General features: G+C 44.6%; 21 protein-coding genes and 2 pseudogenes. 4 read left to right on the top strand and 19 right to left on the bottom strand.

Translation table 11 applies throughout. The features are described 5' to 3' along the window. Positions 1–192: 192 nt before the first annotated feature. From ACU1JV_RS16640 to ACU1JV_RS16565, 16 genes and pseudogenes are all read right to left on the bottom strand, one after another. Complete coding sequence (locus ACU1JV_RS16640; protein WP_165083972.1) at positions 193–1,695, bottom strand: alpha/beta hydrolase family protein; 1,503 nt, start codon at positions 1,693–1,695, stop codon at positions 193–195. A 667-nt stretch (positions 1,696–2,362) separates the two neighbouring features. Continuing rightward, a complete protein-coding gene (locus ACU1JV_RS16635; RefSeq protein WP_058830816.1) occupies positions 2,363–3,892 on the bottom strand; it encodes a right-handed parallel beta-helix repeat-containing protein in 1,530 nt (509 codons plus the stop codon). Positions 3,893–4,266: 374 nt separating this feature from the next. Next, the gene (locus ACU1JV_RS16630) at positions 4,267–4,377 is read right to left on the bottom strand and encodes a DUF6254 family protein (protein ID WP_014599788.1); all 111 of its coding nucleotides are present in this window, start codon (positions 4,375–4,377) and stop codon (positions 4,267–4,269) included. A gap of 102 nt (positions 4,378–4,479) precedes the next feature. Next, entirely contained in the window at positions 4,480–5,139 is a 660-nt protein-coding gene (locus tag ACU1JV_RS16625) for a nitroreductase family protein (protein WP_013371315.1), read from the bottom strand. A 273-nt stretch (positions 5,140–5,412) separates the two neighbouring features. After that, complete coding sequence (locus tag ACU1JV_RS16620) at positions 5,413–5,862, bottom strand: RrF2 family transcriptional regulator (RefSeq protein ID WP_013371316.1); 450 nt, start codon at positions 5,860–5,862, stop codon at positions 5,413–5,415. Positions 5,863–6,086: 224 nt separating this feature from the next. After that, a protein-coding gene (locus ACU1JV_RS16615) for an IS3 family transposase (protein WP_413986180.1) occupies positions 6,087–7,249 on the bottom strand; the annotation gives its coding sequence in 2 pieces (ribosomal slippage) (positions 6,087–6,985 and positions 6,985–7,249; 1,164 coding nt in all). A gap of 150 nt (positions 7,250–7,399) precedes the next feature. After that, positions 7,400–9,808, bottom strand: a complete 2,409-nt coding sequence (locus ACU1JV_RS16610; RefSeq protein ID WP_165080594.1) for a cellulase family glycosylhydrolase — start codon at positions 9,806–9,808, stop codon at positions 7,400–7,402. Between the two features lie 482 nt (positions 9,809–10,290). Then, positions 10,291–10,572 (bottom strand): annotated as a pseudogene (locus tag ACU1JV_RS16605) (family 43 glycosylhydrolase); the annotation flags it as partial. A gap of 269 nt (positions 10,573–10,841) precedes the next feature. Next, a complete protein-coding gene (locus ACU1JV_RS16600) occupies positions 10,842–12,023 on the bottom strand; it encodes a DUF4272 domain-containing protein (RefSeq protein WP_413986181.1) in 1,182 nt (393 codons plus the stop codon). A gap of 58 nt (positions 12,024–12,081) precedes the next feature. Next, a pseudogene (locus ACU1JV_RS16595) lies at positions 12,082–12,453 on the bottom strand (hypothetical protein). A gap of 448 nt (positions 12,454–12,901) precedes the next feature. Next, the gene (locus ACU1JV_RS16590) at positions 12,902–14,008 is read right to left on the bottom strand and encodes a Gfo/Idh/MocA family protein (protein ID WP_165080600.1); all 1,107 of its coding nucleotides are present in this window, start codon (positions 14,006–14,008) and stop codon (positions 12,902–12,904) included. 75 nt (positions 14,009–14,083) lie between these two features. After that, complete coding sequence (locus ACU1JV_RS16585; RefSeq protein ID WP_013371325.1) at positions 14,084–14,812, bottom strand: ThuA domain-containing protein; 729 nt, start codon at positions 14,810–14,812, stop codon at positions 14,084–14,086. A gap of 36 nt (positions 14,813–14,848) precedes the next feature. Beyond that, on the bottom strand, positions 14,849–16,021 hold the full coding sequence (locus tag ACU1JV_RS16580; protein ID WP_165080602.1) for a Gfo/Idh/MocA family protein: 1,173 nt from the start codon (positions 16,019–16,021) through the stop codon (positions 14,849–14,851). A 52-nt stretch (positions 16,022–16,073) separates the two neighbouring features. After that, positions 16,074–17,129: a LacI family DNA-binding transcriptional regulator gene (locus ACU1JV_RS16575; RefSeq protein ID WP_014599791.1), complete on the bottom strand. Its 1,056-nt coding sequence runs from the start codon at positions 17,127–17,129 to the stop codon at positions 16,074–16,076. Between the two features lie 103 nt (positions 17,130–17,232). Beyond that, positions 17,233–17,976: a GRP family sugar transporter gene (locus tag ACU1JV_RS16570; RefSeq protein WP_413986182.1), complete on the bottom strand. Its 744-nt coding sequence runs from the start codon at positions 17,974–17,976 to the stop codon at positions 17,233–17,235. Then, positions 17,931–18,083 carry a hypothetical protein gene (locus ACU1JV_RS16565; RefSeq protein ID WP_238791031.1) on the bottom strand — a complete coding sequence of 51 codons (153 nt, stop codon included), beginning with the start codon at positions 18,081–18,083 and terminating at the stop codon, positions 17,931–17,933. Before ACU1JV_RS16565 ends, ACU1JV_RS16570 begins: the two co-directional genes overlap by 46 nt. Before the next feature lie 500 nt (positions 18,084–18,583). Here ACU1JV_RS16565 and ACU1JV_RS16560 point away from each other — a divergent pair, with 500 nt between their 5' ends. After that, positions 18,584–20,818 carry an alpha-galactosidase gene (locus ACU1JV_RS16560; protein WP_413986183.1) on the top strand — a complete coding sequence of 745 codons (2,235 nt, stop codon included), beginning with the start codon at positions 18,584–18,586 and terminating at the stop codon, positions 20,816–20,818. Between the two features lie 156 nt (positions 20,819–20,974). Here ACU1JV_RS16560 and ACU1JV_RS16555 read toward each other — a convergent pair whose 3' ends face one another. Further along, the gene (locus tag ACU1JV_RS16555) at positions 20,975–21,289 is read right to left on the bottom strand and encodes an SDR family oxidoreductase (RefSeq protein WP_413986184.1); all 315 of its coding nucleotides are present in this window, start codon (positions 21,287–21,289) and stop codon (positions 20,975–20,977) included. A 69-nt stretch (positions 21,290–21,358) separates the two neighbouring features. Here ACU1JV_RS16555 and ACU1JV_RS16550 point away from each other — a divergent pair, with 69 nt between their 5' ends. Next, positions 21,359–21,742, top strand: coding sequence for a hypothetical protein (locus ACU1JV_RS16550; RefSeq protein ID WP_165080608.1), 384 nt, complete (start codon positions 21,359–21,361; stop codon positions 21,740–21,742). Positions 21,743–21,805: 63 nt separating this feature from the next. Then, on the top strand, positions 21,806–22,162 hold the full coding sequence (locus ACU1JV_RS16545; RefSeq protein ID WP_413986185.1) for a hypothetical protein: 357 nt from the start codon (positions 21,806–21,808) through the stop codon (positions 22,160–22,162). 247 nt (positions 22,163–22,409) lie between these two features. Here ACU1JV_RS16545 and ACU1JV_RS16540 read toward each other — a convergent pair whose 3' ends face one another. Both ACU1JV_RS16540 and ACU1JV_RS16535 read right to left on the bottom strand, forming a co-directional pair. Then, positions 22,410–23,405: a Gfo/Idh/MocA family protein gene (locus tag ACU1JV_RS16540; protein WP_129549383.1), complete on the bottom strand. Its 996-nt coding sequence runs from the start codon at positions 23,403–23,405 to the stop codon at positions 22,410–22,412. A gap of 1 nt (position 23,406) precedes the next feature. Next, complete coding sequence (locus ACU1JV_RS16535; protein ID WP_025678525.1) at positions 23,407–24,426, bottom strand: Gfo/Idh/MocA family oxidoreductase; 1,020 nt, start codon at positions 24,424–24,426, stop codon at positions 23,407–23,409. A gap of 180 nt (positions 24,427–24,606) precedes the next feature. On the opposite strand from ACU1JV_RS16535, the gene ACU1JV_RS16530 reads away from it, so the two are divergent. Beyond that, on the top strand, positions 24,607–25,473 hold the full coding sequence (locus tag ACU1JV_RS16530; protein ID WP_165080612.1) for a MurR/RpiR family transcriptional regulator: 867 nt from the start codon (positions 24,607–24,609) through the stop codon (positions 25,471–25,473). Positions 25,474–25,563 lie beyond the last annotated feature (90 nt).

The following is a 25,563-nucleotide window of genomic DNA, read 5'->3' as shown; positions in this document are numbered from 1 at the left end:
AATGATATTCCAATATGTCAAACGCTTTCATGGAATTCATAGAACTTATTCTCCCTTCCTCTTTGCATACATCGCATCGCATTGTATTCGTTCTTTTTAGACAAAGAAAAACTCCCCTTCAATTAGCGGTTTATTTATTAAACCTGTCTACTTGAAGGGGAGCATATCAAAATCGGTAGCCTGTTCCGTAATTTATAATAGCGAGGTTACGAACTTCACCTCCGGAAAGCGGCTATCCGGTCCTTTCATTAAGTTTCCGCCTTGATTTTTCAGATACCTATCGAAGAAATCTAGCATATAGACATTGATAACGGAGTTCGCTCTTTCGGGCGCAATCTTTCCTGTAATGCCCAGCATTTTGAAAATCGGAGAAATGAACTGTACGTCAGCGAAATTCAAATGCTCCGTATTTTCGATATAGAGGACTTGTCCCCCTTCGTCGACCGTTTCACGCATCCGTTCAAGCTCCAACTTTTTATCTTCCGTTACTTGATCCTCCCACTCTCTTGTTGATCCCATACGGTTAAGCTCTGCATCCGTGTAGACCCGATTATCCATTACCATTTTTAATTTTTCGAAATAGCTTTCCGAGTTGATGAACAAAAACGGCTTTCGCAGACCCTCTCTGTCACGCAGTCGATAAAGCCCTCCATCAAGGTCTATCCCGACTGCGATTCGCGGATCGTAAGAAGCGTCATAGGCCGTCGCTCCACCGATGGAATGACCGAACACCCCGACATGACCGAGATCAAACCTTCCTTTTAAATGACTTGGAATCTTCCCCGATTGGATGAGCTCGAATTGGTCCAGCGCAAACGCCACATCGCCGGTTAAAACTTGTCCCAACTTGTCGCGATTTTCTCTGCTCGTCTGGTAATCATGGTCGGGCGAGAATAAGTCGTTGGTTGTGCTGGTTGTGATTCGACCGTCCGGAAACTCGGTTGCAAATGTATTGTAGGTGTGGTCGATCACTGCCACCATATATCCGTGACTTGCGAGATATTCGGCTTGCGAGGTGTGGAGGAACCTGGAAGAGCCGTTGCCGGGATTCGCAAGGATCAGCGGGTATGAAGTCTGTGCCGAAGAAACTTCGGCCCCCGAATAAGTATGACTGGATACGTACCTCAGGTGTTGAAACGTAAACCCGGGAAGACCATAGTTCGCGGCCATATAACGTAAAATCTGGGTATCGGGAATAAAGGGAGCATACTTGCCAGTGCTAGCTTGAGCCGGATACCAGACCTGAACCATCAATTCTCTCTTACCATCTCTGGATTCGTCGAAAATCTCTTCCCTATTTGTATCCACGAAATGAAAAGTTTGCGTTCCTACCTTAAATTCGCCTGTCGGTTCAGGTAGTTTAAATACAGGAAAAGCATACATAAGACCCGCTGTTACGACCAGCATTATCGCTATAGCGGTATAAGCTGAACCCAACATGAATCGTGGGATTTTTTTTGGACCGTTTTTTTTAAAATAGCTATAACCTGAAATGGCTAAAAAAATGATCGTTATGCAATATGGGAAAAATAGCTGAACTCTGTATCCTTCCACCGTCCAATGAATGACCAGTAAAAGTGTGGCAATCCCGCTTGTAACGAATACTGGAATTCTACGCCGTCCTTTTTTTAATAGGAAGGTTAATGAAAACAAGCCGATGTTTGACAATAATAGCAACAGTTCAAACAGCCTCATCTCGATTCTCCTTTTAAAAAATTTCTATTTTCGTTTGTTCCAATCTTATCCTGCCAGGCTGGCATAAGCTATCGATTTGCCTTACATCTACCTTACAATTTTGTAATTCGATCTTGCGGTATTGGAGGACTTGTAAAAACAGTAAGTTCTAATCGCTCTTCGGAGAAGGCATGCTGGTGTTTTTTTAATCAGAAAAGGAGCCAAGTCCTATGTTTAGTATCCTGATTGTAGAAGACGATCTTAAGCTGCTGCAGCTGCTGCAGCTACTTCAATCATTCAATCATATATGGAGAAAACGGGTATCGAGCTGAAGCGGTCTAATTGTTTATTTGTAGTCAATGCTATCAACCTTTCTCTATAGAAAAATAATGTTGCGCCTAGGATGCCTCTCCATAGCAACAAGCAATCGGTAATCATAATGTGACCCTCGAATTAAATGATAATAATTATCATTATGGTGTATCAAGAACTACGAAAATTGCAAATACACAAATTGTGAATGCTATATATAAAGACAAAAGCCCTCGCATCTAGAGGGCTTTTGGAATAAATTCAGCTATTCATTTGAGCCGCCTCAATCCGTCACTTGCATCAACGGAGTATCAGCACGCACAGGACTCCAAGAGAATCAGATTTTGCATAACCCGACAAAAACTCTAGTTTTGCTTCACTCATCTGCACCGATATTCACGGCCTTCCCTTTCATACGGGGTTCCCCGTCGATATCCTCGGTTCCGATGATGTCGTTATCCGTTGATCCGGAATTGATCGCTGGTGACGAAGACTGCAAATGGAAGTCGCCATTCGTGGCATTCACGAATTTAGGATCGGCAAACAGAGAACGCGCATCTTTGCCCGTTCCCGATTTGTACGTGGGGAATCCTGTATATTCTTTATCTTTCCAGGTCCAGTTGGCCCCCGAACTGCCACCAGGTGCAAAATATAAATTATAATCAACAACATTGCCCGAATTTTGAGTATATCCATTGTAGATCAACACATCAGTCGAACTGGCTACGAAAATATTGTTCTTGATCACGTTGTTTCGTGTATCATACTGAACCAAAAGCTGGCCGCTTCCGTCGTCCAATGTATCGTTCTTGTACAGCGTATTGTTCACGATCTTGCTGTTTACCGTTGAGCCACGCTCGTCATCGTAGCCGCCCATAGCGATGCCGGTCAACCGGTTGTTATATATCACGTTACTGCGGACCGTAATATTGCTGGTGGTTTTGCCGGCATGCTCGGAGGCAATTTCGACGCCGATGTCATTGTTATAGCTGTAATTCTGCTCGATAATGTTGTCCTTCCCCCCATCCACATAAATGCCGCCGGCCGAGTTGTCATCGCTCTTGTAGGATGGGTTATTTCGAACCGAATTATTGTACACTCGATTGCCTTTTACCACCCCGTTCCGCACCTGATCGTAAGCAGTATTCGGCGCGGTTCCTTCAAAGCCGATCAGATCGATTCCAATGTTGTCGTTATCGTGAATGAGGTTGCTGGTCACTGCAAAGCCGTTCACATTCCCGTTTAAAACAAGCGATTCGCTGGAGCCGAGCACGAGATTGTATAGTTCATTGCCGTTGATTGTAAGGTTGTGAATCGATGCAGGAGCTTTCGTGCCATAAACAGCGATGCCGTGAGCGTCCCGGCCTAGCCGGTCTTTTCCAGTTGGGGTGGCCGTGTTTTTTATGTCGTGGATTTTGTTATCAGACAGATTAATGAAACCCCCTGCACCGTGAACGTAAATGCCTGTAGGCACTGCGTTCTTGGAAGCAGTGGTAAAATTGCGGATTTCAAACCCTTGGATGGTGACGTAATCGACATCGGCCAATTCGATTAACCCTTCGTTCCCACTGACAGATAGGCCAGTACCGTCAACAATGGCGGTTTCCGTGCCATAGCTTGCGAACACGGTTGGGCCTTGCGAGGCGGAGCCAGAGCGGGTGATTTTCAGTTTCTCCTTATAAACACCACCTCGGACATAGACCTTGCTGCCCGGAGGGACTGTGTCGGCCGCATGCTGGAGCGTTTTCCACGGCGCGTCGCTTGTTCCCGCGTTGGAATCGCTACCACTTGTCGCCACATAATATTCGGTACCAGCGGCAGAGGCGGCAGGAGTCTGCACATTACCGATTGCAAGGCCCAACCCCAAGCTTAAACCTATAAGCAAAATTTTACCGAATTTCTTCAAGAAATTTCAACTCCCATCCTAATTCAGCTTTCGTCAAACTAACGTTATCATCACTTTACGGCTTCTTACAAGCGAAGAACCTCCTCTACCGTCCATGGGCCAGGCTTTCCGTGCAAGAGTCGATAGCGCCCCACACGCATTGGTGAATTGCAGTAATTCTTCGCCTTGACAAAGAAAACTAAATAAAAGCAACCCTGAAAATATTATGTATATTTTCAGGGTTGAACGGCTAACTCAATGTCTCCAATAACACTGAACACTCTGAAATAAAACTGTTGGATGTTGCCTGTATGAAGGGCCATTATGATCACACACCATGAGAAGACTGCCGATAAATTTCATCGACAGCCCTTCTCTTCCAAGTAGTATACTCCTCAATCTTGTTCGCTGGACAATTCCTTGAGCGATTTGATTTTACCATGGGGATGCTGTTCTTGCTTTCGTGACTTCCATGCAGCTTCTTTCCTTCTCTTCTGGTGAGCCATAACAGATATCCTCCTTTGGAAATTGTGAATATATACTACTTCCTTAAGTTGTCATTTCTCGACTCTGTTCATTCATAAAATTAAATTCGTTGGGTTTTGTTTTTAGTTAACGGGCATCTCGTTAAAGAATGTGATATCGTCTATCGGCAGCCGAGTTGTCTGATGACCCGGTTGTGCCGCTTTACCGAGCGCAATCAGCATGATTGGAATGTATCGGTCACTAATACCGAACGATTGCTTAAGCTCGGCCGCATTATAGCCGCCCATCGCGACGGTATCGTAGCCGTGAGCACGTGCAACCAGCATAAGCTGCTGGGATACAATACCACCATCAATATGAATGACTTTATGAAGTGTTTCCTCTGGCAATGAAGCATACGTATGAATCGATCTTTCCACGAACGATTTGGCGGTATCTTCTGCTATATAGCCGTGTTTTACTGCTTCGCCGAAAACTTCATCGAGCTTCTTATATCCTTCCGTATCACCAAGCACAACGATCACCGCTGCAGCCTCAGTAACCTGGGATTGATTGTAGGCGATTGGCTGCAGTTTTGCTTTCAATTCCTCTGTCTCAATAACCAAGAAGCGCCAGGGCTGAACGTTACTCGAAGAAGGCGCAAGCGTCGCTTCTTTCAGAAGATCCTTAATCTCCTCGTGAGACAGACGAACCGATTTGTCGTAATGACGCACAGAGCGGCGCTCGCGGATGACATCGGCGAACAAGGCGGAGCTCTGACCAGTATGAGTTGAAGTTGACATTATGAATCCTCCTTTAAATAAATACTGTTTTTTATTCAGCACAGTTAAATCCAGACTAAGCGATTAGTCAAAGTTTGAAATCTATTAAAACGAAGTGCCTTGAAAAAATTCCAACAATATTTCCGCTTATGCGCACAGGTATAACTGTGTTCATTATCACACAGTATAACCTTAAAAATTAACGTTGCGCGCGGCTTGCGTTTAACTGTTGTTTATATTGCACAGTATAAAATCTAAGCAAGCCGCTGTCAACCGTCTTTTTTCCAGGTTCATCTAAAGCTTGGCTTCCAGTTGATTGGCGAGATCAGCAATCGTGTACTTGCTTAATACTCCACGTATGCTATCGTCCATTTCTTGGGTAATATCCTCAAGCGTAGATTTCATACATTTACCGAGCGGATGCGTGCCAGCTGTCTCGGTAATACCAAAGGAAAGCCTGCTGTCTGAACGGAATACATCGTACACATCAACTAGTCGTATAGACTCTGCCGGTTTCCTAAGGTGGTACCCGCCGTCACGGCCTTCCCGGGTTCCGATAAGCCCTTCCTTGGCGAGAACGGAAAGTATGCGGCGCAGCAAAGAAGGCTCCGACTGAAGATATTTGGCGAGTTCAATACTTGGACAAGCTATGCTTTTGTCCTCCTGCGACAATATAACAAGCGCTTGAACAGCCAGTCCAAACCACTTTGGGTGCTGAGTCGGTGTACAATACTCCTGCTTCAACCTTTACTCTCTCCTTCCAGCTTACTCTTAAGTAGTATGAGTAAATTGTACCGAATTCCCTAATATGCTGCAATAGACGAGCTTACATTCAATTTATATATTTAAATATGGTATTGACTTCTGTGCAACAGCTTCTTTGAAAGATGGAAAGCTTAACACATGATCTGCGGCTTCACGCAATTTGGTCATACCCCTGTCAAGTAGACAGAACTAAAAAGACATCTTTAAGCAGCAACCGTTTCTCGGTATTCAATCGGGGAACGGTTGTTTAACTTTTTCTGAAATCTATTTTCATTATAAAAAGAAATGTACTCCCGTACGTGTTGTTCTACCTCCGCTAGGGTTCCGGGTTTCGTTAAATAAATCTTCTCTGTTTTAAGATGGGAGAAGAAGGATTCTATACAGGCATTGTCTAGGCAATTTCCACGCCTTGAATGGCTCCCAAACATGCCAAGCCGCTTAAGTTTGCGGTTAAACGGCTTGGAGGTATACTGAAAACCCTGGTCTGAATGGAGAATGACACCCTCCATGTTCACGTTCTTACTTAGAACGTCTAGGGTCTCGCTAACTAGAGCAAGGTCATTTCGTTCCGAAAGACGCCAAGCCACGATTTCATTGTTAAACAGATCTTGAATGACAGAGAGATATACAAACCGCTCTCCAGCTCGTATGTATGTAATATCGGTAACCAGCTTGGATAAAGGAGAATCTGCCTGAAATTGTCGATCTAATCGGTTGGCATTTACCACAGATGCCTGTTTGCCAAAAAAGCGCCGCTTCTTTCGAATGACGGAACGGATCCCTAATTTCTTCATTAGGCGGTACATCTTTTTGTGATTGACCAAGATACCTTCTCTACGTAAAGCAACGGTCATCCGCAGATAACCAAAATAGGGATGGATCCGGTGGATCGACAACATATGCGATTCCAGAAGCTCTTCTTCTTGCTTACGCTGCTGGGTTGTTTGCTGATTCTTTCTCCATTTATAATATCCTGCCCGAGAAACATGGGCTAATTCAAGTAACCATTTCAACGAATATCGTGTTCGCATTCCCTCAATAATTTCAAACCTCGCTTCTTTCCTCGTCACTCCTTGTGTAGATTTGGATACTGCTTTTTTAAATATTCAATCTCCGCCCGTAGATACGCCATCTCCTCTTCCATACTGGAAAATTTCGTTTTGGGTCGTCCCTGCCTTGTGGTCGTTGGCTGGAGGTTCTCCCCCGCTCGATATTTCATCACCCAGCTTTGCACTTGGGATTTATTGCGAATGTCCAATTGTTTCGTCACTTCACGAATACTCATATGTTCTTCGTTCACCAACCGGACTGCCTCCATCTTTACATCTAAGGAGTATTGCCGGAATGATTGTCCCTTTTTAGCCATGAAAAATCCCCTCCGTTCAACAAGATTAAGTCCATCTTAACAGATGTCTTTTCTCTCTTGTCTACTAGAAGGGGATAATACCAACTTGGCGGCTTTGTGTACAGAAAAAGCTTGTTTTCGTACTGAACATTGTTGACTAACGTTAAATACTCATGGTTTACTGGATGACTGTTTGTTGGCTGAATCGCTATAAACCGAGCTTAATTTTGATGTCGCCCTAATACCATTGGGACCTTCAATGATAATACGACCTTGTTCCGTTAAGCTTGATCCTTGCCAGTCAGTAGTCATATCCAGATAATCAAGACCCGGACTGTTTCCTTTCCAAGACCATGCAAGATAACCTACTCCCTTTTGCTCAGCGTAACTCATAATGGTAGCCTCATCCACATCACCGCTCGTATGCTTGATCCCGAATTCTCCAATCAGCAGAGCTAGGTTTTTATTCAGTACATTATCCATATTGCTCTTTACTGTGGCGGCATTACCTCCGGCATATTCGTACATATGAATGGAGAACATCGTATTTTTAAGCGGATCTGCATTAAAGACTTCTTTTCCGTAGTCAAAAATAGATTGCGGATACTGTCCCCATCCTGCACCATCAACAATGATTGTATTTTTGATGCCAGCATTTCTGAGCTTAGGTATAACAGACTTATAACCTTGCGCCCAGCCTCCGCCATCCCATGTTCCATACCATTCGTTCGCGATATTGAGGATGACGGTGCTTTCTTTTCCAATGAGTGCACTTTTCATTTCAATCCAGTAATTAGCGATATTATCCAATACAGCAGCGCTGTCAGACCCTGTGCCATCATGTACTTCTAGAACAACGACCAATTTGTTTTGCTCTGATAAAGTGATTAAATTTTGTATCGCAGACAGATCATCTTTTGTCCATTGCTGACCATCCGACAGTACGATTCTGACAGTGTTCGCTCCCGTTTTTGCAATGGCAGGGATCGCTACAGACTCTTGCCCCTTATACCAGGTATAAGCGTGATTGATTCCCCTCATAACAAACGGATTCCCCTTGGCATCGTAAAGCGTTGTTCCATTAATATAAAAACCTGTATTCTCCGTTGTAGAATTCGTCGTAACCTTTAGGACATTGCTTGCTGTTGAAATATTTCCTGCTGCATCCCTGGCTTTGACAGTGAAGCTGTATGTTGTATTGGCGCTAAGCCCTGTCACCGTATAACTTGTCGTAGGGGTTGAATCGACCAAAGTTGTTCCATTGTACACATCGTAGCTGGTAACATCGACATCGTCTGTTGATGCTGTCCATACAAGGCTTACCGAAGTGTTTGTTTTGGAGTAGCTTTTCAGGTTTGCTGGTGCTGTTGGTGCCGTTGTATCAGGGGTTGAGTCAACAAGCGTAAACTTCCATTTCTGCTGATCATTTCCGTTATCCGTCCATTGCTGCACATTTGCCCCGTCATTAGTATAACCTCCGATTACATCCAGCGCTTTACCGCTAGATTGTACAAGCAGCTTATAATATCCACCGCCGACGTCAATCATTTTCCATTTTTGATTAGTTAAATCGCTGTCTGTCCATTGCTGTACACTAGCCCCATCTTCTGAAGAGCCTCCGGCCACTGTTAATGCTTTACCGCTGGATTGCACAATCAATTTATAATATCCATCTCCAACGTCAATGACTTTCCATCTTTGCCGAGCGCTACCGTTGTTCGTCCACTGCTGCACCTTCGCTCCATCGGCAGTTGAGTCTCCTGCTTCCAGATTTTTTCCGCTATGCTGTGCCGTTAGTTTATAAGTTTCACCTGAGACAATATTTGTGTCAGCTGCGCTGGTGGTAACATCAATCACATTGCTTGCATCTGACACATTACCTGCGGTATCTCTGGCTTTCACATAAAAACTGTACGCCATGTTGGCTGTTAGACCGGTAACGATGAAGGATGTCGACGCACTGGATCCTACGAGGTCTGATCCTTTGTAGATGTCGTAGCTGGAAACACCTACATTATCTGTAGATTCCGTCCACTGCAAGCTTACTGTTGTATCTGATACCGAGGAACTAGTCAGGTTGGAGGGAGCTGTTGGAGGTAAGTTATCCTCCGGTTCATCAGCTGAATGCACTTCAAATTCCCAAAGGGAATATCCGTAGCTGGTAGCTCTTTCGATACCGTTCATTTTTACATATCTAGCGTCTGTTGCTTCGAAAGATATCTTATCGATTCCTCCATCTCCAGTCGTGGTGGAATAGACGGTAGTCCAATGATCATCATCCGTCGATGTCTGAACTTGGTAGGACTTCGCATAAGCGGCTTCCCAGTTGAGCGTAACGCCATTGATTTTGGTGGTGCTACCAAGATCTACACTTATCCACTGCGGATCTGAATATTGTGAGGACCATCTAGTTTGCGGGTCACCATCAATCGCAAAATCAGCCGCTTTACTTGAATCTTCGACGGAGCTTGCGGTTGCCGATTGGGTAAGCCTAGCATTTTCGAAAGCGCTCACATTTTTGAACGGCAACATACTCATCAGCAGTCCAAACAAAATCAAGCATGTTATGGTTTTTTTCATTCCCAAGCCTCCTATTTATCATCATAAATAGCTAATTGGTTACCCCTGCATTCTCATGATTTCAATTCCATTCTCCATCCCTGAGGCACGGTAAAGTCTTCTCCTTTCCGATCATAATTGGGACCAAAACAAACAAACGTAGAACAACCCTAAAGTAACCGCTTTCTTTTACCAACTGCAATTATTTCGCTTTAATAAATTTTCTGTATCATTCCCAGTGATGAGATTTTATCAAAGCGACCTAAAGCATATATATTTTTGTTTTCCAGTACTATTCCTTGATGATAAAAAAGTTTTAAAATCTGTTTTCCTAACTCCATAGCATGGGTCCTAAAAGTGCAAAACAAGACAACTTTCTCCCAGCAGTTGTCTTGTCTAGTATTTTTATATTTGTATAATTGTCGATTCAACTCGTTATTCTCAGGATTGTAATCTTGTTTAACAGAAATATAAATCGCTACCCTTGAGCTTGAATATAGCCTCTATGAAAAAATAATCGCCGTAAATGATGGATTGATGATGAAGTGGTCTCTAGGTTCTTCGGCTGGAAAAAGATGGATCGGCAAATTCGGAGCTTCTGTCTCCAGAGTCGGTAACTTGCCGCCATGACTCAGGCGCAGCCAGCCGTCTTCAGTCCATATACACTTCTGAATCGCTGTTTCCCTGCCGAGTGGATTCATTAAAGAAGTACCGGGAAAAAGCCGAGTACATAGATGGGCCATATACCATTCCCCATGCTGCGTTTCGACCAGCGTCCCATGACCCGCCTGCCAGTAGAAGGATTAGATCTTCTAAACATCGCTTTGCCGGATGGAAGCCTCATAAAAATGCTATCTGCGTCTACTACGTGAGGGATGAATATAAAAACACTCCTTTCCGCTTCTTCAAGCTGGCCATGATTGAGCCGCAAAGTACGATGTTGAGATCAGTGAATTACGAATTTACGGTCAACGTCATGAATTTTAAGTAAAGTGTCCCACACCAAACAATCCTCTACCTATTTGGTAGAGGATTGATGTTTCTAGACTTCCTATTATGTATCTGTGCGCACATCATCCCAATCCTGTCCCATGTAACTGGTGAGCCATTTAAGCACACGATGACGTTCATACACTACACCATCATCCAGATTTCCAGGGGCTGGCTGTTTATGAATGCGGCTATCCACACACATCCAATCGTAACGACAAATTAAATCCGCTTCATCTAAAACTTCCTTGCTGCTGCGCAGTCTTGAGCTTGACAGAAAAGCCTCAAATGAGTCGAATTGCTGCAGCTTTGAAACAGACAACGGCACGTCGCAAATCCCAGTTGGGTCACCTAGCTTCTCAAGATGGCCCAAAGCCCATAACAGAGTCCAAAAGCCTTCATAACGCCATGAGAACTGGATGCCCTCCGACTCATCGACATCATCATTGGATAAGAACCTCTTTTCTTCCGGTGAAAAGAAACGGTCCGCGCCATACTGATCAGTCACTTGATTTATCATCCGTTTCGTATCATCCTTGCTTTCACCCGCACCGATACACTCGCCTTTCAGTGCTACAATACACAAAGCAACGGCACGGCCAGCCACTTCCTTGAGAGAACGGATGCTGTCTGCGGCTTCATCTCCTAGCCTGCCTGGGATCGGCGGCATTTGCGTAAAGCCTTGATCGACCAATTTCTTTTCCGACCGCAGCTTCCGCTCCATCCCGGATTCGGTAATTGGGTCCTCTCCGTGCAAATAACTGACATGAGCAGTAACTGTATAATCTTCCACTTCCGAACGCCCATTGACATCTAATAACAGACTTCCATCAGGTGCAAGCAAATTACCGCCACCCCAGAACATCAGCCCGTCCAACGAATTTATGATATCAAGTAATTCGGCAAAAAAGGCTTCAGATATATCCTCCTCGGTCTCCACACCAATCACCATATTTAGCGTACTCATCTTGATCAGCAACTTTTGCTGCAAATGTTCGTTTTCAGCAGGAATCTGACTGAAAAAATTTATCATTCCGTTAAGCATGGAGGCAAACTCCTCCGGATTCGTTTTGCTGGTCATTATGTTAAAGCCTTTGACTTTCTTATTAAACCAGCCCTTGCTTTTGACCTCAAATCTAGTTTTGCTTTCATTCACGTGTATCTTGTTATTGGGATAAATCGACTCTAATAGTCTCTCAACCTGATCCAGATCAAAGGTGGAGCTGTATAGCGCACAATTTCTCATGATGACCTCCTTATGGCAACACTACGAATAGTCCATGTTTGTTACTTGCTCGATTCAATTAACTCTGCAAAAGCCGATGCAGTAATGCCTCTCCCTCATTCTCAAACCTTCGCTGTTCCTTCAGGAATCCAGGAACATCTTGTAGCTAGGAAGGTCTGTACCCAGGACCGTCACATCCGCAGGAATGGTAAGAGTATCCGTTTTGGTACAAAAGCTCTACCTTTTTCCACTGCTTGATATCCGTTTGCTTCGGGGCCTGAAAATCATGCCCCATGTCATGCATGGACGTCTGGCATTGCGGACATACATGGACAATCCCCTCATATTTTTCCTTTGGAATCTCAAAGCGGGATGTTTGCTTATATACCTTCCTACAAGCAAAGCAGGCAAAGATATCTTTGTATGGACCGTACATTGCATATCTACACATATTTTCACCCTCCTCAAAAATTTCAATTGGTCTGATTTTTTTCGCTCAAAATTTAGCAATCTATAAACCTATTTTTGAAAAATTAAAAATACATTCACATCACCGTAGTATTAAGAGTACATAGATGTCAAGCTGATGTTTCTTTTATATTAGAACGACACTATAGAACTAATCAAGCTAAAAGGTCCATTCTAGCGCATTCCTCGCAGTAGTAATGTTATTTTTATAGCATTAAGATCTTGTTCAAGGCGCAAAATTATGTAGCATGATGTTTCAAAAGTTAACTAAGAAGACCCCAAAGCCGCAGTCAAAGCAGAGCTGGAGCCTTCTTTTTTATAGTAATTAATATCAAAGCAGAATGCGCAAATCCCCAGACCGACTTTTGGGACAGCCCCTCCAGTCTTATAATTCTTGTATGCTGCAGGTCAGCTTCAGGCTGGTACTTGTTTTATACATCTAACGTATATAAGGGCAGGTTTTCTGTTAAAGCCGCCGGGCGCTGACATGTACTCTGCATCGTATAAAAGGTCTGCTGATCGGAAGAATCATGGAACGCCCACATCGCTTCCAGCACATGGTAGGCCAGTTCCCCGCTGGCGCGGTGAGGTCGTCCGTTGCGGATAGCATAGGCCATATCAGCAACTCCGATACCCCGTGTATTTTCCTGATAACCTGGCAGCAGCGGTACCTCTGTCCAATTGTGCTCGCCTAGCAGCCTGAAGCGAACTGGCCCTCCGAATGTGTTCGGGTCAGGTACCTGCAACGTGCCATGCGTACCATACACCTCGATCGGTGGCAGAGTGCTACCTCCAAAAATGTCAAAGCTGGTAATCAGCGTACCGACAGCTCCCTGCTTGAAGCGCAACAATCCAGCCACATGGGTCGGAATATCGACTGGGATAGTCTGGCCTCTCTTTTTCTCGCTCGTAATCGTTCGCTGATCCATCGCTTTGCTGGTCATGCCCGAAATGGCGGCAATCGGTCCCAGCAATTGCACCAGAGCCGTCAAATAATAAGGTCCCATATCAAACATCGGACCACCACCAGCTGCATAATAAAATTCAGGATCAGGATGCCAATGTTCATGTCCACGGCTCATCATGAAAGCCGTAGCAGCTACCGGATTCCCAATGACTCCGTCTTCAATCAACTTCAATGATGTCTGTATACCGGAGCCGAAGAAGGTCTCCGGTGCGCAGCCAACAAGTAGTCCCTTTTGATGAGCAAGATCCAAGACTGCCTGGCCCTGCTCTCGGGTGACAGCAAGTGGCTTCTCCACATAGACATGCTTGCCAGCCTCAAGTGCTCTGAGACACACTTCGGCGTGAACGGCCGGAATGGTCAAATTAATGATGAGTTCGATCTGCGGATCAGCCAAAATCTCATCTACCGAATATACGTTCGGAACGTTGAACGCTATCGCCTGCTCCTCTGCCCGACTTTGGTCCAGATCCGCTACTGCGAACAGCTCCAGAATGTCGAAACGATGGCAATTTTCCATATAAATTCCGCTAATTTTACCGCAACCGATAATGCCCACTTTCATTTTTTTCATGCCTGGACTCCCTTCTCCTTCAGAAAAAATGGATAATGGCATTCTTTTATTACATCGGATACTATCCTGTTCACGCTACTGTTGCTGGTTGTCTGCCATACCCGTGTATGCCTCTGCCAGCGAGCTACCTCGGCTGGTCGCCGCCTGTTTGCCTGCCGCAGTCCACAGGAATCCGCTGCGCATCATCTCGGTCACTTGAGGAATTTCTATGATATCTGCGTGATGACCTAGCGAATTGTAGAACACGCGGCCGTTTCCCCACCGCTTTGTCCATACAACGGGCATATCCACTGGCCCATTGGCCGAATGAGGTCCCGGAACGACCGGGAAGCGTGTGGTTGCCAGCACCTCAACCGCAGGGTCTACATGGAGGTAGTACTGCTCGCTTATGACCTGAAAATCCTCAATATGGTCCAGCAGCGGGCTCGATCCACGCTTTATGTTTACCATGTACTCCACCCCATCATTGCCGGGATGTGCAACCCATTGCCCACCTGTCATGAATTGCCAGTCCACGTTGTTTCGAAAGGCATCACACATGCCACCGTGACAGCCTGCCAGACCTACGCCGCTTTGAACCGCTGCTGAGACATTATTGATCAGTTCCTGCTCAATCTGTCCCATGGTCCACATGGGAACGATCAGGTCCAGGCCAAGCAGTTTCTCCGCATCCTGATAGGCTTCAAGGGTACTGGACACCTCCACCTCAAACCCTTCTTCCTTCAGAATGCGTTCAAAAATGGCCGCCACCTGCTCCGGTTCATGTCCGTTCCATCCACCCCATACAATCAGTGCCTTGCGCATCTGTAATCCACTCACCTTTCGGAATGTGTTGTTAACCTACATTTCTTCAATGGATACCCAACGGCGTTCCTCTATAGATCGTTCTACTGCTTCAAGCACAGCCTGACAAGCGACCCCGTCGTGGAAGTTCGGCGAAGGTTGCCGCCCTTCGGAGATGGCACTCAACATCTCAAGCATCTCGTGGGTGAAGGTATGCTCGAATCCAATTGTATGTCCTGCAGGCCACCAGGCTTCGGAATACTTGTGTACCGGATCGGTGGCGAGCACGCGGCGGAAGCCCTGAACGCCTTCCTCATCCTGTGTGAAATACACTTCCAGCTCATTCATCCGCTCAAAATCAAACCGCACACTGCCCAGACTACCGTTGATTTCGAATGAATTTGTGCTCCGATGTCCGGCTGCAAAGCGTGTGGCCTCAAAGCTGCCCAGTGCGCCTCCAGCAAAGCGTGCTAAGAACAACGTGGCATCATCAACCGTCACTTCTCCCATCGGTGCATTGGCCTCGGTACTCCTTTTGGAGCTCAATCCGCTCATCTCCGTAGCCAGCGGACGCTGTTTGATGAACGTCTCGCTCATGCCGATGACTTCGTGGAACTCGCCGACCAGAAACCGAGCGAGATCAATCAAATGGGCGCCAAGATCACCATGAGAGCCAGAACCGGCCACTTCTTTTTGCAACCGCCATACCAGCGGGAAGGACGGGTCCATAATCCAGTCTTGAAGGAAAAAGGCGCGAAAATGATAAATCTTGCCCAGGCGACCGCTTTCGACGAGCTGCTTCGCCAGCTGGACAGCCGGAGAAAAGCGGTAGTTGAAGCCAATCATATGGTTGACCCCTGCTGTCTCTGCTGCTTGCAGCATGTCACGGGAATCCGCCAATGAAAGCGCAAGCGGCTTCTCACAAAACAGATGCTTGCCATGGAGGGCAGCCTCAATGACAATTTCCTTATGGGCATTACTCGGGGCGTTAATGTCAACAAGATCAATATCGCTACGTTTCACTAGATCACGCCAATTCGTAACACTTTCGCTCCAGCCGAACTGGCGGGCAGCTGCCTGAACCCCCTGCTCGTTACGTCCACAGATAACGGACATCTCTGGTTGCAGCGGGGCATCCGGGAAGAACATGGGTAGACTACGGTAAGCGTTGCTGTGAGCCTTGCCCATAAATTTGTAGCCAACCATTCCAATACGAAGACGGTTAGACATGTCGTGATCCTCCTTATGGGTATGAGTTTCAACGAATTATTGATGAATGATGTTATTGACGAATGGATGACGCCCTAATAATCAGCTCTGTGGACAGGAGTTCTCTGATTAAGTCGCACCCAGTCAGTTCCAGAGCCGGAGTGAGATCCTGAGAATCGGGTATAAGCTTCGAGGCTGCAAGTTCCCCCATCTCATAAAATGGAACACGGACACTGCTTAGTGGCGGAACAGCCATCTCAGCTGCATCCGAGTCATCATAGCCTACAAACGCTGGAAACCGCTCAACTGCCAGCCCGCGCTCACGGAGACCCTGCATTACACCGAGGGCCATCCGGTCGTTCGCCGCAAATACGGCATCAATATCATCTAATTTGTCTGCGATTGTAGCCGACGCTTCGAGCCCGCTTCGACGACTGTAATTACCTTCCAGAATCAGCTCATGGTCATATTCAATACCAGCCTCCTGAAGCGCGATGAGATAACCCTTCAATCGCTCAGTACTGTTGGAATAGATATCCGGACCGTTGAGAAAGGCTATCCGCTTGCATCCCTGCTCAATGAGATGACTTACAGCCGCCCGGCTTCCTTCTACATGGTCTGCATCCACTTCACAGAACGACTGCCCTTCAAAATGGTGATTCATGACACAGAACGGTCGCCCCTCTTGCTGAAGTCTCTTCAGAGCCTCCACCTCATCGTGCTCATCCCTTGCTCCAAGGATGATACAACTGTCGACCTTTTGCTGACGGAAAAGACTGCTGTAGTCCATCCGTTCGCCCGGTTTTCGGAATAATAGTAGTAGATCGAGCCCGCTGTCTCTGGCCTTGTTACCGATGCCGCTCAGCATCTCGGAGAAAAAATAAGCAGAGAACAGGTGCGCCTTCGGGACATAAGGCATAACCACACCAAGATGGCCGCTTTTGCTTCGGGCAAAGTTGCGGGCCAATGCACTGGGAACATATCCAAGTTGATTGGCAACGTCCAGGACCCGTTTCCGCGTATCTTCCTTGATAGGACCGGTCGCGTTCAATACCCGAGACACCGTCGCTTCAGACACGCCAGCGAGTTCTGCTACTTCCTTGCGCGAAACGATATTGCCCACCTCCAATCATTTTATGTACGCGCGTACATTTTCTCATGCTGCTATACCTCTGTCAATCCCGAAAAGCGTGCCCTATTGATATATAGGCTTTTTTCTCCACAAATTCTCTCTAGGGCTTAAGCAGGCTAATCATTCCTACTCCTATCATCAGCACCGTAATTCCCACAAGTATAGCTAACCATTCATAAAGACTTTTCTTTTCCTTAAATATTAAAATGCTGCCGACACAAGCAATTGCAATGCTCGCTTGAGAGATCGGAAAACTAGCCGCCATGCCGATCAGACCGTTGGAAATAAATAGTGCTAGATTAGCAATGCTCCAAACCAATCCTGTAAACAAATTGCGAAGCACTGGAGAGAAGCGTAGCCGATGTTTGCCTTTCAAATTTATGACCAGGGCCGAGTATAACATCCCGAGCGATTGCGGCAGAATGACGGACAGCCCAGATATATTAAAGTACTGATTGATAACTACATAACTGCTTAACGCTAACCCGGAGCAAACCAGCATCATGATAATTCGTAACGGCATAGGCTTAGACAGCCCAGCAGACTTGCCCTGATAGCTGGTCAATAGAACTCCCGCTAAAATACACAGAAGAGAACCAACACCCATCCCATATTGGTAACCTGTTATCCATTCACCCAAGATCAGTGCGGCAAATAACGTCGTCCCTATCAACTGTAGACCGCAAATTACAGGAATGGCGATGGATACGCTTACTTTTTGGAAAGATCGAAAATGGAGTAATTGTCCAGCAGCCCAGAAAATACCGGATATAAAACTTACCACGAAAGAAATCGGTGCTAATGAGGCTGGATGAATGATATACAAGCACAGGGCAAACAGCACAGCACGGTACCTGTCAGCTGTTCTCGGGGACTGGCTTTAGTCATATACGCCAATATCGGCATGACTCCCCAGCCGACAGCTGTAATAAAGGTAGTTATGAAATCCACGTGCGGTTCTCCTCCCGTAAAAAGTATTCTTCCTACAATCGTTAAAAATACCATGCAGGAAAAAACCAATAATTTTACGATAGCAAAGAAAACCGCTTCCAAATACCAATATTTTTATAGATTAATATAGCAAAACCAAAGAAATTGTTCCCTATATGCACTTGTCTCACAATTATATAGAATCAGATCCGATATATTTTCATGCTCTGAACTGGGATGTGTATCTACATCCTGAAACGTATTCTGGCCCATTCGCACCCTCCCCGTACTTTGCCCAATATAGAATCTATGTTTGTTAATTTATCAGTATAGCATAAGTTAAGGATGACAAATACTTAGAAAAAGGTTGAACCTAACTATAAATTTTGTTTGAAAGATTCTATGTTTTTCCCATAATACGCTTAAAAAAAGTAATGTATTTTCTTCCCCTGGCTTTGTTATGCTGAGTTCGATAATAACGCTTTCAACAGGACAGTTATATTTTGAAAGGGGCTGTGTACATGGCTAGTATACAAGTTAACCCAAAGGAACGTACATTTCACTTAACGAACAAATACTGCAGTTATCTTTTCCGTGTCATGGAGAACGGGCAATTGGAGCATTTATATTATGGCAAAAAAATGGAGTACCTAGGTCAGTATGACCGTTTTATTGAACGAAGCTACCGCTCTGTGTCTGTCGGTGAGTTTGATGGTGACTTGGTAACATCATTGGAAAGCATCAAGCAGGAATTCCCTTCTTCGGGAAGTGGAGACTTTAGAGAACCAGCAGTTGAGATCATACAGGAGGACGGTTCTCATGTCATGGAGTTCATCTTTGACCGTTACGAGGTCATCACGGGGAAACCTAAAATCCCCCATCTCCCTGCTACGTTTTGTAAGGAAGCAAATGAAGCAGAGACACTCCTGATCACGCTGACCGATTCCCTTACAGGAGCGGTTGCCGTGCTTGCATACACCATCTTCAGTGAACTGCCTGTAATCACGCGATCCGTATCCATAACGAATTCCGGAAATAGTATTCTAAGAGTCAATCGTCTTATGAGCGTGAGCCTTGATCTTCCTGACTCCGAATATGAAATTATTCATTTGTCGGGGGCATGGGGTAGGGAACGACATGTGGAGCGTACACCACTCAGACCAGGTGTTCAGTCCATTGGGAGCACACGAGGAATTAGTAGTCATATTCACAATCCATTCTTGGCGCTTGCCAAACCGGGATCTCAGGAACACCAAGGAGAAATATATGCAGTGAATCTCGTCTACAGCGGAAACTTTCTTGCCCAGGCGGAAGTGGACAGCTACTCAACTACCCGACTGAGCCTCGGTATTCATCCTGACAAATTCTGCTGGACTCTGAAGCCTGGAGAATGTTTTTATTCACCTGAAGCAGTTATGGTCTACTCACAGAGCGGTTTGAACGGCATGAGCCAGGCGTTCCATCGCCTGTACAATAAACACTTAATTCGTAGTAGCTGGGCTGAACGGGAACGACCTGTATTGATCAATAACTGGGAGGGTACCTACTTTGATTTTACCGAAAAGAAAATAGTGGATATGGCTAAAAAAGCAAGTGAACTAGGGATTGAGCTCTTTGTCTTGGATGACGGTTGGTTCGGTCAAAGAAACAATGATACCTCCTCACTCGGTGACTGGTTTGAAAATCGTGAAAAGCTACCGAACGGAATCTCGAATTTGGCAAAGAAGATCAATGAGCTTGGTATGAAATTCGGTCTTTGGTTTGAGCCGGAAATGGTTAACTCCGACTCTCATATTATGAGGGAACATCCGGATTGGGTTGTGGGAACACCCGGGCGTAAACGCAAGCATGGACGGCATCAGTATGTTCTTGATTATTCCCAACCGCCTGTTGTGGATTACCTGTTTAAGTTAATGGATGACGTGCTCTCTTCTGCTCATATCGAATATGTAAAATGGGATATGAATCGCTGCATTTCAGAAGCCTATTCATTATCTCTGGGCAAGGAAAGACAGGGCGAGTTTTTCCATCGTTACGTCCTAGGCGTGTATGCTTTATATGAGAAGCTGATTACCAAATACCCTGAGGTTTTGTTTGAGTCCTGTGCTTCCGGTGGAGGACGATTTGATCCAGGGATGCTTTATTATGCTCCGCAAACATGGACGAGCGACGATAGCGAAGCTATTGAACGTCTTAAGATTCAGTATGGCACTTCCATGGCCTATCCGCTTAGCAGCATGGGTGCTCATGTGTCAACCATTCCGAACCACCAGGTAGGCAGAACCGCACCGCTGCAAACCAGATCAAATGTCGCCTACTTCGGTGTATTCGGTTACGAACTTGATCCATTAGCTTTAACCGAGGAAGAGTGCAATATAATCAAAAAGCAAATACAACTGTATAAACGTCACCAACGATTAGTTACCCAGGGAACGTTTTACCGTCTGCTAAGTCCCTTTGAAAAAAATGAGACAGCTTGGATGACCATTGATGCAGAACGTGAGCATGCTCTCGTCGGCTGGTACCAGGTACTCTCACGCCCTAATGCAGCTTATTCACGGCTAAAGCTCATCGGACTGGACGAAATGGCAGTATATTTCGTGGAAGAACTGGATCGACGTTTCACAGGCAGCGAGTTAATGAACATCGGACTTATACTTACCCCGCCTTATAAGGCTGACCAGGATTTTAATATTGCGGAGAAATATGATTTCTCATCTCAATTATTTACTCTAACTAAAGAGACTTCCTCGTGATTGAGATGTATAAGTTTCATTGAGAGATAGACTTTAGTTAGAACGCTATGATTGGTGCTATTGATCTTAAATACGTCATACCGGGTAAAATCATTTTCGTATAAATTCGATGATTTTACCTGGTACGACTCTCTGAAAAAAAGGTATTCCATCAATTCAATCTCCACAGCTATGAAGAATTAGATCATAGCTGTTCTTCTCTCCAACTCCTCCGTATATCTCATACTCATCAGCCTTGACTGCATGTCTAATCGCACAATATACAGTGCTGTCTGGGTAGACATTATGTCCAGCAATAGAAGACAAGTTAATGATGTGTCCCGATTTGTGTTCCCGCATCGCAGGCAAATCAGTTGCAATTCCATACAAAATCCCTCTGCTGTTCATATCAATCATCATATTCCATTCATCAATTTGCTCTCGCCTAACTATTCGAATCAGACCATTGAGATTTCTAATCTCAAATCGCATTTGCCTAGGTTCAATTGTTTTGTGTCGGCATATGTTGTAACAAATAAAAAAAATAGAGGAGTGCTACTTGTGTACTACAATCTGGTACCTACGCTAACTCATTGCAGGCATATGCACAATCGGGAGTCTTTTGTTAATGCACAAGCGACTCGGCAGGAACCGGATATGACGGGAATCTGGCGAGGCAACGATGGAAGCGTGTACTACATTCGGCATGATGACCCCCATGTCTGGTGGGCAGGATTTAGCGACAACGGCAGTGGGCAAAACTGGACACACGTGTTTCATGGAATTCGTCAGATTGGACCAGAGGGAGTGGTAATCTCAGGAAATTGGGCCGATGTACCGCGTGGAAGGAACAAGAACAACGGTACCTTGGTCTTAACCCGTAGTGAAGACCAGTTGACCAAGGTATCCGGTGGAATTATCACAACTACATGGCAACGATGGTAAAGCAAGCTGCTGTTGTGGACTTATGCTGTAACGAATAATAAATTCAATAGAGGAGTGCAACCTATGTACTACAATCAGGTACCTACACTAACTCATTGGAGGCAACCTGCGTATGATTTGACAGGAACCTGGCAAGGCGACGATGGAGGCATATACTACATTCGGCACCTTAATAACAATAGGATCTGGTGGACAGGATTAAGCGACAACGGCAGTGGTCATAATTGGACCAATGTGTTGGAAGGGGAAGTGACTTATGATCCGACCGGGGCGGTGGAAGTCAGCGGACAATGGTATGATGTACCCCGTGGAACGAACAGGGGCAGCGGTATCTTGGGCTTTTCTGTACGACTTGGTGATCTCGTCAAAGCATACCAAAGCAGTGGATTTGGTGCGAATATTTTGAGGAAAATATCATAGTTGGTTGAGGGCACCCGAAAACAGGTCCTTTTACGTTTAAGCCCTCACTTTTACCTTCCCTCCAGTGTACTTGTCCAATAATAGATGAACTTCGGGACGAGGATGGCCGAGCAAATTGGCATGCTTTTGGACCGGAAATTGTGAATCTGGGCAAAAAAAGAGTAGCAGACGTATCTATCTGCTACTCTCAAATCCATGAGTCAGAAGCAGCTCAAGCGAGTTGCTTCTTCAATTTCAGGTACAAGCATTAAAGATTGTGTTTATCGGGACCAAACACAAGATTGGCCGACTGTTTGGCCTTCTCAATGACATTCATGACCTTTTCGCTATGTTCAAGCATATCCGAGACTTTTTCCAAATCATTTTCTCGGATGATACGTTCGAATTCAACGAATTCGTCATACATACGATGCGAATGATCTTTCAGGTCCACCTGGATGGGCGTTTCCTTATTAGGAGTGTATTCAAAATAATCGCATATATTAGCTGAACTTGCCATGTGTACATAGCCTTTATTGCCTTGAATGTTCACTGCATTGGGTGCCGTACTGTCTTTTGAACCTATGCAAACACACTTAAAATCGCCGTAATCAAGCAGCAGTATGCCTGAAGTGTCAATTCCACGTTCCATGTTCGCCAAATATTCTACCTTCTTAGGGCTCCCGAAGAGGCCAACAACAAAATGAATATTGTATAAATTGATATCCATCAAGGCTCCGCCAGACATTTCCGGATTAAACGCAGGCTGGATTACTCCCGCTTTAAAAGCCTCATACCGGGATGAATATTGAGAATAGTTGCATTCAACTATTTTAATCTCGCCAAGTTTAGGCAGATACTCCTTTATGGACAAATAATTTTTCAAATATTGATTCGTAATAGCTTCCACCAATACCAGTTTTCTTTGCTGAGCAATTTCTTTTAGCTCTAGAAATTCATGCACATTGGATGTAAACGGCTTCTCACATATAACATGTTTACCACTCAGTAATGCTTCTTTGGCATATGAATAATGGAGATGATTAGGCAAACCAATATAGACAGTATCTACGTCATTATTCCTCAGCATTTTGCTGTAATCCGTATAAATCTGAGAGATTCCATATCTATGTTGCCAAGCTAGTAATTTCTCCTCATGGCTAGGTCTAGAACAAATGGCCTTTAATAAGATCGTCGGGATTTCCTGAATAAAGCTCAATAGATCCCCTACGATCATTCCTGCTCCGACAATTCCCAATTTCATTCTAGTTACACTCCTCTATACCCTTCTCAAGTATTTCCATTGAAGTTATGGTTTCTTCATCTGTAATCGCTTTTTCTTTGCCGTGTATGATCGAATGATAGAGATCGTCATACACTCGGGCATAATCTCCTTTTTCAGAAACCACTTTTTCTTCATGGTACTGACCATCATCATCCAGGTACGTTAAAATGCCATAATGCTCAGGCTGGTCGATGCCAAAATCGGCGTGTCCCTTAGGCAGATAGTATAATTTAAGATGCTCCTCCTGACGATCCTTTGTCTGTTTTATAAAAACGCCTTTTTTGCCGTATACTACAAAACTCGGCCGCTCTTTTAAACGAAAAAAGCTGGATTTAATGGATACCTTGAGTGAGGGATAATAAAAATCCAGATCAAAATAGTCATTCATTCTTCCAGAACCGAGCAATTGGCGCACGTCGTAATGGATCGTGTCAGGTTTCCCAAAATAGGAAAGAACCTGGTCAATGGTATGAGCGCCATGTCCATAGAGGTAACTGTTATATTTGGAAAAATGAGAGGTGGAGTTGGGGGTTTCAGGGCGGTAATAATCAAAATGCATTTCCACCTCCAACAAATCACCGAGTTTTCCTGATTCAATGACCTTCTTGGTAGTGAGAAAATCCGAATCGTATCGTCTGTTTTGGTAGCACTGTATAATCAGATTTTTCTCTTTGGCATATTGGAAGATGGACACTGCTTCTTCTTTCGTTAACATAAAGGGTTTCTCAATAAGTACATTTTTTCCGTGGTCGAGTGCCATTTTCGCATAAGTGTAGTGGGATTCTACAGGTGTACAGACAACAATCAACTGAATTTCCTTATCGTTCATTAAAGATTCAAGATTATCTGTATACTGCACGCCAGGGATTTTCTCCCACTCCCCTTTATCTGGATTACGGGCGTAGATCGTCTTTACTTTCAAATGATCTCTGGTCAATGAAAAAGGAAGATGATACCGATTGGTGCTTTTGCCATTCCCAATATAACCGATGGTAAGCATATTAATTCCCCCTAGGCTCTTTTTCATTTATTATAGTAGAAGAACGTCGATCGTAAATAATTTGCCATCAAAACGGTACATTTAACCGAATATTTGTAAGCATGACGGCTTGTTTTTAAACAAAATGTTTATTGGGTATCTTTTATCAAACGTTATTTCAATTGAACCGGGGGGAACCTGTTGAAAATACTGATGCAATTATCAGAAATGCAAAACTTTACACCAAACGAAAAAAGCATTGCTTCCTACATTTTGGTCCACAAGGAATCGATCCTGCACTTAAATATTCAGGAGCTTGCCAAAGCTACGTATACTTCGCATTCCGCCATTAATCGATTAATTCACAAACTTGGGCTATCCGGCTTCAAGGAGTTTATAATAAAACTCGCTCGGGAATTCCAGCAAGATACCCAGAATATTTCCAATGTAGACCCCAACTATCCATTCGGGTTTGATGAAACCCCACTTCAAGTGGCGAAAGAAATTGCTGAATTAATGAAGGAAACGATTGAAAAAAACTTTACATTCATGGATGATCACTTACTGTCACAAACAGCCAAGTTACTGGATCAAGCAAATAGGATCTTTATATATGCGTTAGGGGATTCACAAATCCGAGCAAAAAGTTTTCAGAATAAATTAGTAAAAATCAACAAGTATGTGGTTATAGCCACGGAGCTGTCTGAATGGGCTTACCATACGGCTAATCTAACTTCAGAAGATTGCGCTATTTTCTTAACTTACCACGGTAAGTCACCGATTTTTTTAAAAGCGGCACGACATTTTACGCGTGAGAATATCCCTTTTATCACCATTACAGCTACCAATCAAAGTGAGTTGGCCAAACGAAGTAGTATATGTATCCAGGTGCCTAATGACGAAGTAAAGCATGCCAAGATTGGTACTTTTTCGTCGCAAATTGCCTTTGACTATGTATTAAACGTGATTTACTCCTGTATCTATAAAATCGACTACTTGAAAAATATGCAAACCCTGACACAATCGTTGGAGAATTCGCATCTCAACGACATGATGAATGACGTGTAGAGGGATCAGCTTCTCTCTAACTGCAAAATAAGCGGCAATTTATAATTATATATGGTTGTTCTTCGACAAATAAGGTCTAGTTAGTTTTAT

The sequence above is a fragment of the Paenibacillus sp. T2-29 genome (assembly GCF_052921365.1).
The sequence above is the reverse complement of the archived record's forward strand: the minus strand, read 5'-3'. Positions and strand labels throughout refer to the sequence as shown.

What these genes read in the sequence shown, in the direction of transcription:
- ACU1JV_RS16600 (WP_413986181.1), bottom strand. Translation starts at nt 12,023, where the DNA reads ATGAGAAATTGTGCGCTATACAGCTCCACCTTTGATCTGGATCAGGTT.
- ACU1JV_RS16640 (WP_165083972.1), bottom strand. Translation starts at nt 1,695, where the DNA reads ATGAGGCTGTTTGAACTGTTGCTATTATTGTCAAACATCGGCTTGTTT.
- ACU1JV_RS16625 (WP_013371315.1), bottom strand. Translation starts at nt 5,139, where the DNA reads ATGTCAACTTCAACTCATACTGGTCAGAGCTCCGCCTTGTTCGCCGAT.
- ACU1JV_RS16630 (WP_014599788.1), bottom strand. Translation starts at nt 4,377, where the DNA reads ATGGCTCACCAGAAGAGAAGGAAAGAAGCTGCATGGAAGTCACGAAAG.
- ACU1JV_RS16555 (WP_413986184.1), bottom strand. Translation starts at nt 21,289, where the DNA reads ATGCGATTTGAGATTAGAAATCTCAATGGTCTGATTCGAATAGTTAGG.
- ACU1JV_RS16585 (WP_013371325.1), bottom strand. Translation starts at nt 14,812, where the DNA reads ATGCGCAAGGCACTGATTGTATGGGGTGGATGGAACGGACATGAACCG.
- ACU1JV_RS16560 (WP_413986183.1), top strand. Translation starts at nt 18,584, where the DNA reads ATGGCTAGTATACAAGTTAACCCAAAGGAACGTACATTTCACTTAACG.
- ACU1JV_RS16580 (WP_165080602.1), bottom strand. Translation starts at nt 16,021, where the DNA reads ATGTCTAACCGTCTTCGTATTGGAATGGTTGGCTACAAATTTATGGGC.
- ACU1JV_RS16540 (WP_129549383.1), bottom strand. Translation starts at nt 23,405, where the DNA reads ATGAAATTGGGAATTGTCGGAGCAGGAATGATCGTAGGGGATCTATTG.
- ACU1JV_RS16590 (WP_165080600.1), bottom strand. Translation starts at nt 14,008, where the DNA reads ATGAAAAAAATGAAAGTGGGCATTATCGGTTGCGGTAAAATTAGCGGA.
- ACU1JV_RS16545 (WP_413986185.1), top strand. Translation starts at nt 21,806, where the DNA reads ATGTACTACAATCAGGTACCTACACTAACTCATTGGAGGCAACCTGCG.
- ACU1JV_RS16610 (WP_165080594.1), bottom strand. Translation starts at nt 9,808, where the DNA reads ATGAAAAAAACCATAACATGCTTGATTTTGTTTGGACTGCTGATGAGT.
- ACU1JV_RS16535 (WP_025678525.1), bottom strand. Translation starts at nt 24,426, where the DNA reads ATGCTTACCATCGGTTATATTGGGAATGGCAAAAGCACCAATCGGTAT.